Origin of the sequence: Pseudomonas sp. CFBP 13719 (assembly GCF_014842095.1) — a bacterium.
GTDB lineage: Bacteria > Pseudomonadota > Gammaproteobacteria > Pseudomonadales > Pseudomonadaceae > Aquipseudomonas.
Genome location: NZ_JACYVB010000004.1, coordinates 268,147 through 281,610, shown reverse-complemented (window position 1 = coordinate 281,610; position 13,464 = coordinate 268,147). Strand labels below are relative to the sequence as shown.

Annotated in this window: 10 protein-coding genes and 2 tRNA genes; 3 read left to right on the top strand and 9 right to left on the bottom strand. The window is 61.9% G+C overall.

Annotated elements, in window-relative coordinates:
* Positions 1–10: 10 nt before the first annotated feature.
* Positions 11–2,383 carry a transglutaminase family protein gene (locus IFT57_RS15895; RefSeq protein WP_192152004.1) on the bottom strand — a complete coding sequence of 791 codons (2,373 nt, stop codon included), beginning with the start codon at positions 2,381–2,383 and terminating at the stop codon, positions 11–13.
* A 227-nt stretch (positions 2,384–2,610) separates the two neighbouring features.
* On the opposite strand from IFT57_RS15895, the gene IFT57_RS15890 reads away from it, so the two are divergent.
* Positions 2,611–2,850, top strand: coding sequence for a hypothetical protein (locus IFT57_RS15890; protein ID WP_122796517.1), 240 nt, complete (start codon positions 2,611–2,613; stop codon positions 2,848–2,850).
* A 30-nt stretch (positions 2,851–2,880) separates the two neighbouring features.
* On the opposite strand, the gene IFT57_RS15885 is transcribed toward IFT57_RS15890, so the two are convergent.
* The 8 genes from IFT57_RS15885 to rnr all read right to left on the bottom strand — a co-directional run bounded on the left by IFT57_RS15885 (position 2,881) and on the right by rnr (position 12,679).
* Positions 2,881–5,184 (bottom strand): YgiQ family radical SAM protein, encoded by a 2,304-nt coding sequence (locus IFT57_RS15885; protein WP_192152003.1) that lies wholly within the window; start codon positions 5,182–5,184, stop codon positions 2,881–2,883.
* Positions 5,185–5,453: 269 nt separating this feature from the next.
* Complete coding sequence (gene dnaB / locus IFT57_RS15880; protein WP_122480359.1) at positions 5,454–6,851, bottom strand: replicative DNA helicase; 1,398 nt, start codon at positions 6,849–6,851, stop codon at positions 5,454–5,456.
* 114 nt (positions 6,852–6,965) lie between these two features.
* On the bottom strand, positions 6,966–7,412 hold the full coding sequence (gene rplI / locus IFT57_RS15875; protein ID WP_122480360.1) for a 50S ribosomal protein L9: 447 nt from the start codon (positions 7,410–7,412) through the stop codon (positions 6,966–6,968).
* 21 nt (positions 7,413–7,433) lie between these two features.
* Positions 7,434–8,330 carry a hypothetical protein gene (locus IFT57_RS15870; protein ID WP_192152002.1) on the bottom strand — a complete coding sequence of 299 codons (897 nt, stop codon included), beginning with the start codon at positions 8,328–8,330 and terminating at the stop codon, positions 7,434–7,436.
* Positions 8,331–8,368: 38 nt separating this feature from the next.
* Positions 8,369–8,599 carry a 30S ribosomal protein S18 gene (gene rpsR / locus IFT57_RS15865; protein WP_008368574.1) on the bottom strand — a complete coding sequence of 77 codons (231 nt, stop codon included), beginning with the start codon at positions 8,597–8,599 and terminating at the stop codon, positions 8,369–8,371.
* A gap of 28 nt (positions 8,600–8,627) precedes the next feature.
* The gene (rpsF, locus tag IFT57_RS15860; protein ID WP_056844368.1) at positions 8,628–9,053 is read right to left on the bottom strand and encodes a 30S ribosomal protein S6; all 426 of its coding nucleotides are present in this window, start codon (positions 9,051–9,053) and stop codon (positions 8,628–8,630) included.
* Between the two features lie 234 nt (positions 9,054–9,287).
* On the bottom strand, positions 9,288–10,037 hold the full coding sequence (gene rlmB, locus IFT57_RS15855) for a 23S rRNA (guanosine(2251)-2'-O)-methyltransferase RlmB (RefSeq protein ID WP_192048125.1): 750 nt from the start codon (positions 10,035–10,037) through the stop codon (positions 9,288–9,290).
* Complete coding sequence (gene rnr / locus IFT57_RS15850) at positions 10,034–12,679, bottom strand: ribonuclease R (RefSeq protein WP_192152001.1); 2,646 nt, start codon at positions 12,677–12,679, stop codon at positions 10,034–10,036. The genes rlmB and rnr overlap by 4 nt, the downstream gene beginning before the upstream one ends.
* A 226-nt stretch (positions 12,680–12,905) precedes the next feature.
* On the opposite strand from rnr, the gene IFT57_RS15845 reads away from it, so the two are divergent.
* Positions 12,906–12,992 (top strand) — tRNA-Leu (locus IFT57_RS15845).
* A gap of 186 nt (positions 12,993–13,178) precedes the next feature.
* Positions 13,179–13,265: transfer RNA gene (locus IFT57_RS15840), tRNA-Leu, on the top strand.
* The last annotated feature ends 199 nt before the right edge of the window (positions 13,266–13,464 follow it).

Below are 13,464 nucleotides of genomic sequence, written 5' to 3'. Positions count from 1 at the left end.
ACTCCTCGCCTCAAGGGGCGCGGCGCATGTCCAGGGTCATCGGCAAGTCATCGTCGACCTTGAGCGGCGGCAGCACCAGCCTGCCGGGGCTGTGGCCAATTCGGAAGAACCGCGCCATGCGCCGGCTTTCTGCTTCGTTGGCATTCACCGGTGGGCTTTCGTAGTTGCGCCCGCCAGGGTGAACGGCATGGTATTGGCACCCCCCCAGCGAGCGCTGCGTCCAGGTGTCGACGATGTCGAAGGTCAGGGGCACATGAACCGGGCCGGCGACGTGCTCGCCGTGCTCCGTCTGCCAGGCACGGTAGCGCACCCCCGCAACGAACTCGCCCGCGCGACCGGTGGCGGTCAGCGGCAAGGGCCGGCCATTGACGGCCAGCCGATAACGATTCGCCAGCAACCCGTTGACGCGCACCTGCACGCGTTCCAGCGATGCGTCCGGCGACTGTGGTGCGCCACTGGCACTGCCTCGTCCGGGGCCAGGCTCCAGGGCGTGGCGCAGTTCCACGGCAATATTTTCTACAACGCAGTCGCCCATTGTTGGAAAACGAAACGCCCGTTGTGCGGCAAACCATCCGGCATCCACGGCATAGCCGTGTGCATTGAGATCGTCGATCACCTCGGCGAAATCGCGCTCGATGAAGTACGGCAACATGAAGCGGTCGTGCAGCTGCGTTCCCCAGCGGGTCAGCCTGGCCGGTGCATAGGGCGTGCGCCAGAAGCGCGCCACCAGGCTGCGCAGCAACAGTTGCAGAGTCAGGTTCATGCGCCCATGAGGCGGCATTTCGAGGCCCTGCAGGCGCAGCAGACCCGCCCGCTCTCCCGGCCCGTCGCCATCCAGCCGGGCGATGCAGAACTGCGCACCAGCAGGGTCACCGGTTACATCCACCAGCAGATGGCGCAGCACACGGTCGATCAGCCCCGGCGGGCACGGCACGCCGACAGCGGGCAATTGCGCCAAGGCGATCTCGAGTTCGTACAGCGCATCGCTGCGCGTTTCGTCGACCCGCGGCGTCGGCCAGGCAGTGCCACTGAACAGATACGATAAAGCCGGATGATCATGCCAATAGCCGATCAGACTGCGCAGCAGGTCGGGCCGCCGTAGAAACGGCGAATCCGCCGCCGTCGTCCCACCGAGCAGCAACGGATTACCCGCGCCGGTGCCGGTCTGCCGACCGTCGATCATGAACCGCTGAACCTCCAGGCGATGCTGTCGGGCCTGCTCGTACAGCTCATCCACACCCTGGACCGACTGCGTCCAACTTGTGGACGGGGGCATGTCGACGCTGAACACGTCGGGCATCGACGTGGCCTTGAAACGACTGGCCGGCGTGTCGCTTCGAGCGTTCCACCTCGCGCAAGCATCGCCATCCATGGCCACGAAAGTCGGCTCGCTGCCAATGCCCAGGCGCACATCCATTGCCAGCAGATCGGCATCGACCCGTTGCCCTACCGTCTGCATGCCCGTCCATTGCTCTTCGCTCAAAGGCCAGGTGACGCGTGGCGTCTGCCAGATACGCTGCACCGACATCCGGTGCGAAAACGTCACTTCGCACGGCTCTACCCGCCCACTGATCGGCGCCGCCGACGAGGGCTCGGGGCTGCACGCCAAGGGAATGTGGCCCTCCCCGGCGAACAGCCCGGAGGTGGCGTCCAGACCGATCCAGCCCGCACCGGGCAGATACACCTCGCACCACGCGTGAAGATCGGTGAAGTCGACATCGGTACCCGACGGACCGTCCAAGGCCTGCTCGTCGGCAACCAGTTGGATCAGATAGCCGGAGACGAAGCGCGCGGCAATCCCCAGCCGGCGCATCAGCTGCACCAGCAGCCAGGCGGAATCGCGGCACGAGCCGGCACCGGTGAGCAGCGTGTGCTCGGGCGTCTGCACGCCCGGTTCCATGCGCAGCAGGTAGCGAATGTCCTGGCTGAGTTGCTGGTTCAGCCTGACCAGAAAATCGATGCTGGGGATCGGCGTACGGTCGATGCCGTCCAGGTACGCTTGAAACCTCGGCGTCAGGGCCAGGGTTTCCAGATAGGGGGCCAGCTCATGCTGCTCTTCGTCGGTGTACGCGAAAGGCATCTGCTGCGCATGCGGCTCGAGAAAGAAATCGAAGGGATTGAACACCGCGATCTCGGCAACCAGGTCCACTTCGATGCGCAGCTCGGTGGCCTTCTCCGGAAACACCAGGCGGGCCAGGTAATTACCCTGCGGGTCCTGCTGCCAATTGATGAAATGCTGCGCTGGCGACACCTTCAGGGCATAGGAAAGCACTCGCGTACGGCTGTGCGGCGCGGGGCGCAGACGCACCACCTGGGGGCCGACGTCGATAGCGCGGTCATAGCGATAATGGGTGACATGGTTCAATGCGACATGAATCGACACGGCGAGCCTCCTGCGAGCCTGGAAGGTAAGAGAACGGCGCAAGACTTATGCCATGAGCGGGCTTGCACCCACTGCCCTGCGCAGCCGCTACAGATCAAGCGGCTGCAAGCGTCCAGGTTGTAGCAGCGTCGCATACATTGGCCATGTAGTGGTGCGATAAACCTGTATTGCTCAGGACGGGTCCGCTCAATCTAATCTGGGGACTCACTCAATCAGGGAACATCGACATGACAACAGAGCACGACACTTCTGCCGCACAACCACTGGCCACTCCGCAAACCGTCCAAAAGCGCAAGGGACCGTTCGACCCTCCACAGGCATTGATCGACGCGCTGCGACGTGCGAGCGAGGACGGGATGATCGACACGGCAAACAACGCCGCTCATGCCGCTATCGCTCAACGCCGGCCACGACCTTCACCTTCAAACCCACACGAAGACGAGGCCGGCATTTCCATCGAGCCGTAAGCCAAGCGGCTCACGGCACCGCCGCGAACCTCAGCGTGGCAGTACGGGCTGGCGCGCCGGCTTGCTCTTGCCCTTGCCGGGCTTGGCGGCCTGCTGGCGATCCTTGGCGGCATGCTTGCTGCGCGCCTCGGCGGCAGCCTTGGCCTGCTCGCGCTTGTCCCACGGCTTGGACCCGTCACTGGCACGCGGCGGCAACCCGGTATGCTGAGTCAGGATGCGCGTTTCCTTGGCTACCTTGTGGCTGCCGGCAGGCGTGGAATTCTTGCGTCGTGCACTCTGGTAGGTGTCGGTAGCCGGCTGATGCAATGGAATCAGCTGGTTTTTACCAGGACCGATCAGGTCGGCACGGCCCATGCGTTCCAGTGCCTCGCGCAGCATCGGCCAACCCTTGGGATCGTGATAGCGCAGGAACGCCTTGTGCAGGCGGCGCTGCTCCTCGCTCTTGACGATGGTCAGGTTGTCGCTCTTGTAGGTGACCTTGCGCAACGGGTTCTTGCCCGAGTGGTACATCGCCGTGGCCGAAGCCATCGGTGAGGGGTAGAACGCCTGCACTTGGTCGGCACGGAAACCGTTGCCCTTGAGCCATAGCGCCAGGTTCATCATGTCTTCATCGGTGGTGCCGGGGTGGGCGGCGATGAAGTACGGGATCAGGTACTGCTCCTTGCCCGCCTCTTTCGAGAACTTCTCGAACATACGCTTGAATTTGTCGTACGAGCCGATACCCGGCTTCATCATCTGATTCAGCGGACCTTCTTCGGTATGCTCAGGAGCGATCTTGAGATAGCCGCCAACGTGGTGCGTCACCAGCTCCTTGACGTACTCGGGGGACTCCACCGCCAGGTCGTAGCGCAGGCCCGAGGCAATGAGGATCTTCTTCACGCCCGGCAGTGCCCGCGCGCTGCGGTACAGCTGGATCAACGAAGAGTGGTCGGTGTTCAGGTTCGGGCAGATCCCCGGGAACACGCACGACGGCTTGCGGCACGCGGATTCGATTTCCGGGCTCTTGCAGGCGATGCGGTACATGTTCGCGGTCGGGCCGCCGAGGTCGGAGATCACTCCGGTAAAACCCGGTACCTTGTCGCGGATCTCTTCGATCTCGCGAATGATCGACTCTTCGGAACGGTTCTGGATGATCCGCCCTTCGTGCTCGGTGATCGAGCAGAAGGTGCAGCCACCGAAGCAGCCGCGCATGATGTTCACCGAGAAGCGAATCATGTCGTAGGCCGGAATTTTCTGGTTGCCGTACGCCGGGTGCGGAACCCGCGCATAGGGCATGCCGAACACGTAGTCCATTTCCTCGGTGGTCATGGGAATGGGCGGCGGGTTGAACCACACGTCCACTTCGCCATGCCGCTGCACCAATGCACGGGCATTACCGGGGTTGGTTTCCAGGTGCAGCACACGGTTGGCGTGGGCATACAGCACCGCGTCACCGCGCACCTTTTCGAAGGAAGGCAGGCGGATCACCGTCTTGTCCCGCGTCATCCGCGGGCTGGCCAGGATCTGCACGACCTTGGCTTCGTTCGGGTCTTCGAGGTTGCCCTTCTCCTGCTCGATGGCACAGGCCTGGGTGTCCTGGGTGTTCACGTACGGATTGATGATCTTGTCGACCTTGCCCGGCCGGTCGATACGGGTCGAGTCGACCTCATACCAGTCCTTCGGCGTATCGCGGCGAATGAACGCGGTGCCGCGAATGTCAGTGATCTCCTCGACCTTCTGACCGTACGACAGGCGCTGGGCCACCTCGACGATGGCGCGCTCGGCGTTACCGTACAGCAGGATATCGGCGCAGGCGTCGATCAGGATCGAATGGCGGACCTTGTCCTGCCAGTAGTCGTAATGCGCGATGCGGCGCAGCGATGCCTCGATACCGCCCAGCACGATCGGCACATGCTTGTAGGCTTCCTTGCAACGCTGGCTGTACACCAGGCTGGCGCGGTCTGGTCGCGAGCCCGCCTGGCCGCCGGGCGTGTAGGCGTCGTCGGAACGCACCTTCTTGTCGGCGGTGTAGCGGTTGATCATCGAGTCCATGTTGCCGGCCGCGACACCGAAGAACAGGTTCGGCTCGCCCAGCTTCATGAAGTCGTCCTTGGACTGCCAGTTCGGCTGGGCAATGATGCCCACGCGAAACCCCTGGGCTTCCAGCAGCCGGCCAATGATGGCCATGCCGAACGACGGATGGTCGACATAGGCATCACCGGTGACGATGATGATGTCGCACGAATCCCAGCCAAGCTGATCCATCTCCTCCCTGCTCATGGGCAGGAAAGGCGCTGGGCCGAAGCATTCGGCCCAGTATTTGGGATAGTCAAAAAGCGGCTTGGCTGCTTGCATGTCGATGACCGTATGAAAAATCGCGGGCGCGGAATATAGCACAAAAAATAACCAATTCCGATGGCTTTAGTCGGAAATAGGTGGTGGATTGTTTTGGGCGGGAACCAAAACCTACAGCTCTCCGTAGGAGCGGTCATCGGCCGCGAAGGCCACAACGCGCTGAGCCTGATACACCGCGGTGACCCTCTCGCGGCCACGGACCGCTCCTACATAGTTCTGACGATCCGTGGGAGCGGTCATCGGCCGCGAAGGCCCTGATGCGATGCCAGCTACTCGTCGTCGTCGAAGTTGTAGCTGCCCGGCGCGAGGTTCTCGAAGCGGGTGTACTTGCCGATGAACGCCAGGCGGATGAAACCGATCGGGCCGTTACGTTGCTTGCCGATGATGATCTCGGCAATGCCCTTGTGCTCGGTGTCCGGGTGATACACCTCGTCGCGATAGACGAACATGATCACGTCGGCGTCCTGCTCGATTGCGCCGGATTCACGCAGGTCGGAGTTCACCGGACGCTTGTTCGGCCGCTGCTCGAGCGAGCGGTTGAGCTGCGACAGCGCCACCACCGGGCAATTGAACTCCTTCGCCAGCGCCTTCAACGAGCGAGAGATCTCGGAAATCTCGTTGGTACGGTTGTCGCCGCTGGAGCCGGGGATCTGCATCAACTGCAGATAGTCGATCATGATCAGGCCGATCTCGCCGTGCTCGCGCACCAGGCGACGGGTACGTGCACGCATCTCCGACGGGCTGATGCCGGCCGTATCGTCGATGAACAGCTTGCGGTCGTTGAGCAGGTTGACCGCCGAGGTCAGGCGCGGCCAATCGTCGTCGTCCAGGCGGCCCGAACGCACCTTGGTCTGATCGATACGCCCCAGCGAAGAAAGCATACGCATGATCAGCGAATCGCCTGGCATTTCCAGCGAATACACCAGCACAGCTTTCTCGCTGCGCAGCACGGCATTTTCCACCAGGTTCATGGCGAAGGTGGTCTTGCCCATGGACGGCCGGCCGGCGACGATGATCAGGTCGGCTGGCTGCAGGCCACTGGTCTTCTCGTCCAGATCGGTGTAGCCGGTGGACAGGCCGGTAATGGCTGCATCGGTATTGAACAGCGTGTCGATGCGATCGATGGCCTTGGTCAGCAGGTCGTTGACGCTGACCGGGCCACCGGTCTTGGGCCGCGCTTCGGCGATCTGAAAGATCTGCCGTTCGGCCTCGTCAAGAATCTCGGCGGCGTTGCGCCCTTGCGGGTTGAACGCACTGTCGGCAATCTCGCTGCTGATGCTGATCAGTTGACGCAGCGTGGCACGCTCGCGGACGATCTGCGCGTAAGCCTTGATGTTGGCCACCGACGGCGTGTTCTTCGCCAGCTCGCCCAAATAGCCCAGCCCACCGACCTGGGTGCCTTGGCCTTCCTTGTCGAGCTGTTCGTGCAGGGTGACCACATCGAAAGGCGTGTTCTGATCGGCCAGCTTGGCGATGGCGCGGAAGATCAGCCGGTGGTCATGACGATAGAAATCGCCGTCCGAAACCTGATCGAGCACACGTTCCCAGGCGTTGTTGTCCAGCATCAAGCCGCCGAGCACGGCCTGTTCGGCTTCGACGGAATGCGGCGGCACCTTGAGGGCAGCGGTTTGCAGATCGTATTGCTCGGGAGCGGATATCTCGTTCATGGCCACTTGAAATTCGGGTTGCAGAAAACGGCTTCTTCACAAAAACAAAGGGCACGACCTGTGAACAGGTCGTGCCCGATGTTAAACCGCCTGGCACCAGAGGTGCCAGCCGACTTATGCAGCTACTACGACAACGCGTACGGTAGCTTCAACGTCGCTGTGCAGGTGCACGGCTACGTCGTATTCGCCAACGTTACGGATGGTGCCGTTCGGCAGACGCACTTCAGACTTGGCCACTTCGACGCCGGAGGCGGTCAGGGCGTCAGCGATGTCGTGAGTGCCGATCGAACCGAACAGCTTGCCTTCGTCGCCAGCGGTGGCAGTGATGGTCACTTCCAGCTCGGCCAGTTGGGCAGCACGCGTTTCGGCCGAAGCCTTCTTGTCGGCAGCTGCTTTTTCCAGCTCGGCGCGACGCTCTTCGAACGCAGCCAGGTTGGCAGCGGTCGCAGCGGTAGCCTTGCCGAATGGCAGCAGGAAGTTACGACCGTAACCGGCCTTAACATTTACCTTATCGCCCAGGTTGCCCAGGTTGGCGACTTTTTCCAGCAGGATCAGTTCCATTTGGTATAAACCTCTTAACTTTTAACCTTCACCGTTCGCGGAATCGCTATCGGTGCCTTTCGGCCCGATTCGACCGCGAAAATCAATCAGGCTGTCGACAATGGCCAGAACCACGAGCAACGGATAGATCAGCTGCATGAACAGCACGAGCGTAACGTACATCCCCACGAGCCAGAACCTGCCCAGCTTGCCCGCCTTGACCAGCCCATGCATCAGGGCCAGCCCGGCGAACACCAGCGGGACGCTGCACAGCGGCGTCAACATGGCCATCTGAGGCCCGAAGTTCGGACCGATGAGCATGCACGCCAGCAGCAGTACCGCCGGCAAGAGTGGAATGCGAATGGCGCGAAACTCGCTGCCAAAACCACCCGGGTTGTACAACGCCGCCTGCCAGTAACGCCCCAGCATCAGGGCTGCCACGCTGACGACTTGCAACAATGCCGCTATCAAACCGTTGAGTACCGGCGCAATGAGGCTGCCAAGGTTGGCCCGCTCCTCTACCGACATCTGCTGGTAGAGACCACCGAGCATCTGCGGCAGACGTTCGTTCAACGCCTGCGCCAACGCTTCGATGGGTTCGCGAAACACCACGCCCAACAACACCCCGTACACCAGCCCCAGCGCTATGCTGGCCAGCAGCACGCGATTCCAGGCCCACCCCGCGCGCAACAGCGCCGCGAGCCCCAGCGCGCCCAGCAACACCATCAAGGTGCGCGGTTCACCGAAGTACCACCAGGCCAAGGCCGGCAGCAGAGCCCAGATGAGGACACCAATGGCGTCACTCATGCCGCGCCGCAGGTACACCAGGCACGCTGCGGCAGCACTCAACCAGAACAACAGCGGCAATGCCGCGCATCCGACCACTACCAGAGTGGCCTGCATGCGACCGCGCATGATGAAATCAGCCAGGGCACGCATGCGTATCTATCCTTTTACTGCGTATCGACAACCCGGTCTCAGCGGCCGTGGCTGTCGGTGTAGGCCAGCAGGGCCAGGAAGCGGGCGCGCTTGATAGCGACGGCCAGCTGACGCTGATAACGAGCCTTGGTACCGGTGATACGGCTTGGAACGATCTTGCCGGTTTCGGATACGTAGGCTTTCAGAGTGTTGAGATCTTTGTAGTCGATCTCCTTCACATCTTCAGCGGTGAAGCGGCAAAATTTACGACGACGGAAGAAACGTGCCATGTAATGGGCTCCTCAAAAGGTCCGTGGATTACTCGTCAGCGTTATCGCTGGCGTCGCTGTTGTCGCTGTCATCGCCATCGGCGTTGTCAGAGTGCTCAGGACGGTCACGACGCTCACGGCGCTCGCTGCGGTTTTCTTCTGCCTTGAGCATCTCGGACTGGTCGGTGACGGCTTCGTCGCGACGGATGACAAGGTTACGGATCACGGCATCGTTGTAGCGGAAGTTGTCTTCCAGCTCGGCCAGGGCCTTGCCGGTGCACTCAACGTTCAGCATCACGTAGTGAGCCTTGTGAACGTTGTTGATGGCGTAGGCCAGTTGACGACGGCCCCAATCTTCCAGACGGTGGATCTTGCCGCCGTCTTCTTCGATCAGCTTGGTGTAACGCTCAACCATGCCGCCGACTTGCTCGCTCTGATCCGGGTGGACCAGAAAGATGATTTCGTAATGACGCATGAATGCTCCTTACGGGTTGTAGCCTGCCGCCAGAGCGGTCAGACAAGGAGTGAATGACACTGTGTGTCTTGCCCTGTAGCTTTTGAATAGAGGCGCACGAGTGCACCAGCCATCACGGCAAGGGGCGCAATTGTAGAGAAGGGGGTGGGGGGAAGCAAGGGGATTGGTGAATATTTGAACAGCAGTGGCGTCGCAGCCGACCCCTTCGCGAGCAGAGGGGCCGGCCCAGGTGGATCATTTCTTCTTGGCGTTACGCTGACGAACTGCTTCGAACAGACAGATACCGGTCGCCACCGACACGTTCAGGCTGCTCACGCTGCCCGCCATCGGCAGTTTCACCAGGTAGTCGCAGTGCTCGCGGGTCAGGCGACGCATGCCCTTGCCTTCGGCGCCCATGATCAGGATGGTCGGCCCGGTCATGTCCTGCTGGTAGATCTCGTTTTCCGCCTCGCCGGCAGTCCCCACGACCCACAAGCCACGCTGCTGCAGTTTTTCCAGGGTACGCGCCAGGTTGGTCACGGCCACCAACGGAATTACTTCTGCCGCGCCGCAGGCCACCTTGCGCACGGCCGGGGTCAGGGTGGCGGACTTGTCCTTTGGCACGATCACGGCCAGCGCTCCAGCCGCATCGGCGGTACGCATGCAGGCACCCAGGTTGTGCGGATCGGTCACGCCATCCAGGACCAACAGCAACGGCGGGCCCTCGGTACGGTCGAGCAGCTCGTCGAGCATCGCCTCGCCCCACACCTGGCTCGGACTGACCTCCGCCACTACACCCTGGTGCACGCCTTCCACCCAGGCATCCAGCTCACGCCTCTCGGCCTGGCCAACCGCCACGCGATTCTGCGTCGCCAGCTCTACCAGGGTCTGCACCCGCGGCTCGCTGCGGCCATCGGACAACCAGATCTGCTTGACCCGCTTGGGGTGATGACGCAGCAACGCTTCCACGGCGTGCACGCCGTAGATCTTTTCCAGCTGACTCATGACTTGGCCTTGGGTTTGCGGCTGCCCGATTTCGATGGGCCCTTGCGGTGCTTGGTCGCCTTGGCATCACCTCCAGCACCCGTGCTGGCAGTACCGCCATTGCGGCTGCCGGAAGCCTTGGTCGAGCCGCCCTTGGCGGCGTCGGCAAGCAGGGCCTTCTTCATTTCTCGACTCTTGCGCACCTCGGCGTTCTGCGCTGCGGCATCGGATGCCCGATAGACCTCGTCGCTGTCGGCCTTGCGCGCCTTGCTCGGGGCAGCGCTGCGCTTGGCAGCGGCAGCGGCTGGTTTCTCGACGGCAGTCTTTTCGACCGCAGGCGTGGTCGGGTAGCTCTTGGGCTTGCCCGCCGGCGCGTCGGCCTTGCGGTTCTTGCGCCCGATCGGCTGGTTCAGCGTTGCCTCGCCAATGCCGAAGTCGATCTTGCGCTCGTCCAGGTCGACCCGCATGACCTGCACCTCGACCGTGTCGCCCAAGCGGAAATTACGCCCGGTGCGCTCGCCGGCCAGGCGATGGTGGATCGGGTCGAAATGGTAGTAGTCGCCCGGCAGCGCGGTGACGTGCACCAAGCCTTCGACAAAGATGTCGGTCAGTTCGACGAACAGGCCGAAACCAGTCACGGCAGTGATCACGCCCGGGAAGGTTTCGCCTACGCGGTCCTTCATGAACTCGCACTTGAGCCAGTTGACCACGTCACGGGTGGCTTCGTCGGCACGGCGCTCGCTCATCGAGCACTCTTCGCCCAACTGCTCCAGCGCGGCTTCGTCGTACGGATAGATACGCGCCTTGGGAATGGTTGGCGCACCGGCGCGCTTGACGTGCGGGGTGTCCTGCTTGGAGTGGATCACGCTGCGGATCGCCCGATGCGTGAGCAGGTCGGGATAGCGGCGGATCGGCGAAGTGAAGTGGGTGTACGCCTCGTAGTTCAGGCCGAAGTGGCCATGGTTGTCGGCGCTGTACACCGCCTGACTCAGAGAGCGCAGCATGACGGTCTGGATCACGTGGAAGTCCGGGCGACCCTGGATGGTTTCCAGCAGCGCACGGTAATCCTTGGGCGACGGACCGTCCTTGCCCTTGTTCAGCGACAGGCCAAGCTCGCCAAGGAAGGCACGCAGCTTTTCCAGACGTTCCGGGGGCGGGCCGTCGTGGACACGGTAGAGGGCCGGGATTTCGTGCTTCTTGAGGAATTCGGCAGTGGCCACGTTGGCCGCCAGCATGCATTCCTCGATCAGCTTGTGGGCATCGTTGCGGATGGTCGGTTTGATCTCGGCGATCTTGCGCTCGGAGCCGAAGACGATACGGGTCTCCTGGGTCTCGAAGTCGATGGCACCGCGCACGTGGCGCGCCGACAGCAGCACCTTGTACAGGGCATACAGCTGCTTGAGATGGGGCAGCACATCGCCGAACTCGCCGCGCAGGGTCTTGGCTTCGCTGCTGCGCGAATGCTCGAGCAGGGTACTGACCTTGTTGTAGGTCAGGCGCGCGTGGGAGTGGATCACGGCTTCGTAGAAGCTGTAGTCGGTCATCTCGCCGGTCTTGGAGATGGTCATCTCGCAGACCATGGCCAAGCGGTCGACATGGGGGTTCAGCGAACACAGGCCGTTGGACAGCTGCTCGGGCAGCATCGGAATCACGCGCTCGGGGAAGTACACCGAGTTGCCACGCACCTGCGCTTCGGTATCGAGCGCCGAGCCAAGCTTCACGTAGCTGGACACGTCGGCAATGGCGACGTACAGGGTCCAGCCGCCGTTGAACAGGCGCAACTTGCTTTTGGCTTCGCAATAGACGGCATCGTCGAAGTCGCGTGCGTCTTCGCCGTCGATGGTCACGAACGGCAGATGACGCAGGTCGATGCGCTTCTCCTTGTCCTTGTCTTCGACCTGCGGCTTGAGCTTGGCGGCCTCCTTGAGCACGGCTTCCGGCCATACGTGGGGAATGTCGTAGGTACGCAGGGCGACGTCGATTTCCATGCCGGGCGCCATGTAGTTGCCCAGCACTTCGACGATGTCACCCTGAGGCTGGAAGCGCGCGGTTGGCCAGTGGGTGATCTTCACCCCGACGAATTGGCCGATCTTCGCGGCGCCGTGGCGACCGGGGGTGATCAGCACTTCCTGCTGCACCTTGGGGTTGTCCGGTGTCACGAAACCAATGCCGCCTTCTTCGAAGTACCGGCCAACGATGGTTTCATGGGCACGGGACACGACTTCGACGATCACGCCTTCGCGACGGCCGCGACGGTCGAGGCCGGAGACTCGGGCCAGGGCACGGTCGCCGTCGAACACCAGACGCATCTGCGCCGGGCTCATGAACAGGTCGTCGCTGCCGTCGTCGGGGATCAGGAAGCCGAAACCATCGCGGTGACCGCTGATGCGGCCGGCGATCAGGTCCAGCTTGTCCACCGGGGCATAGGTGCCACGGCGGGTGTAGATCAGTTGCGCATCGCGCTCCATGGCACGCAAGCGGCGGCGCAGGGCTTCCAGCTGGTCCTCGGTGGTGAGGCCGAACTCGTCCACCAGCTGCTCGCGGCTGGCGGGAGAGCCGCGCTCGTCGAGGTGCTTGAGGATCAGCTCACGGCTGGGAATGGGGTTTTCGTATTTTTCCGCTTCACGAGCGGCCTCGGGATCGAGGGTCTGCCAATCGGCCATTAGAGAGAATTCACCTTGTCTATATAGGCGTTAGTTTGGCATACGCGTATTGAAACGGGAAATTTCAGGCGTTGCCTGCCAGTTAAAAGCCCTGCCCCGAGGTCGAAAACAGTGTCCGGGACGCCACTGGAGAATTTTAGTCGATTTTTCTTGCCATGGGGGTTTACAGCGTAAAGAGCGCTCCGTATAGTGCGCGCCATCGACAACGCACAGCGTTGCAGATGCTGCCCAGATGGTGAAATTGGTAGACACGCCAGCTTCAGGTGCTGGTGACCTTACGGTCGTGGAAGTTCGAGTCTTCTTCTGGGCACCAATTCAGGACACAAGATTACATCAATCTGGTGTCACTCACAAAAACCCGCGAAAGCGGGTTTTTGCGTTTCAGGCCTGCGCAATGCGCCTGGGTGTTTTGAATTAACAAAATCAAAACAGGGGTTTACAGATCAAAAAGGCGGTCGTATAGTGCGCCCCATCAACAGCGTACAACGCTGCTGATGCTGCCCAGATGGTGAAATTGGTAGACACGCCAGCTTCAGGTGCTGGTGACCTTACGGTCGTGGAAGTTCGAGTCTTCTTCTGGGCACCAATTCTTTACAAGAACCCGCGAAAGCGGGTTTTTGCGTTTCTGGCATTCCAAAATTTCCTCACCCCTCCCGTAGGAGCGGTCCGTGGCCGCGAAACAGGCAACGCGGTCTTCCTGATACACCCCAAAGCGCCCTTCGCGGCCGATGACCGCTCCTACGGTAGGTCTGCATACGCGCTCTCCCGTAGGAGCGGTCCGTGGC

Bases quoted from the DNA above. Each gene is read 5' to 3' on its own strand.
- IFT57_RS15890 (WP_122796517.1), top strand. From the start codon at position 2,611: ATGACAACAGAGCACGACACTTCTGCCGCACAACCACTGGCCACTCCG.
- IFT57_RS15885 (WP_192152003.1), bottom strand. From the start codon at position 5,184: ATGCAAGCAGCCAAGCCGCTTTTTGACTATCCCAAATACTGGGCCGAA.
- dnaB (WP_122480359.1), bottom strand. From the start codon at position 6,851: ATGAACGAGATATCCGCTCCCGAGCAATACGATCTGCAAACCGCTGCC.
- rplI (WP_122480360.1), bottom strand. From the start codon at position 7,412: ATGGAACTGATCCTGCTGGAAAAAGTCGCCAACCTGGGCAACCTGGGC.
- IFT57_RS15870 (WP_192152002.1), bottom strand. From the start codon at position 8,330: ATGCGTGCCCTGGCTGATTTCATCATGCGCGGTCGCATGCAGGCCACT.
- rpsR (WP_008368574.1), bottom strand. From the start codon at position 8,599: ATGGCACGTTTCTTCCGTCGTCGTAAATTTTGCCGCTTCACCGCTGAA.
- rpsF (WP_056844368.1), bottom strand. From the start codon at position 9,053: ATGCGTCATTACGAAATCATCTTTCTGGTCCACCCGGATCAGAGCGAG.
- rlmB (WP_192048125.1), bottom strand. From the start codon at position 10,037: ATGAGTCAGCTGGAAAAGATCTACGGCGTGCACGCCGTGGAAGCGTTG.
- rnr (WP_192152001.1), bottom strand. From the start codon at position 12,679: ATGGCCGATTGGCAGACCCTCGATCCCGAGGCCGCTCGTGAAGCGGAA.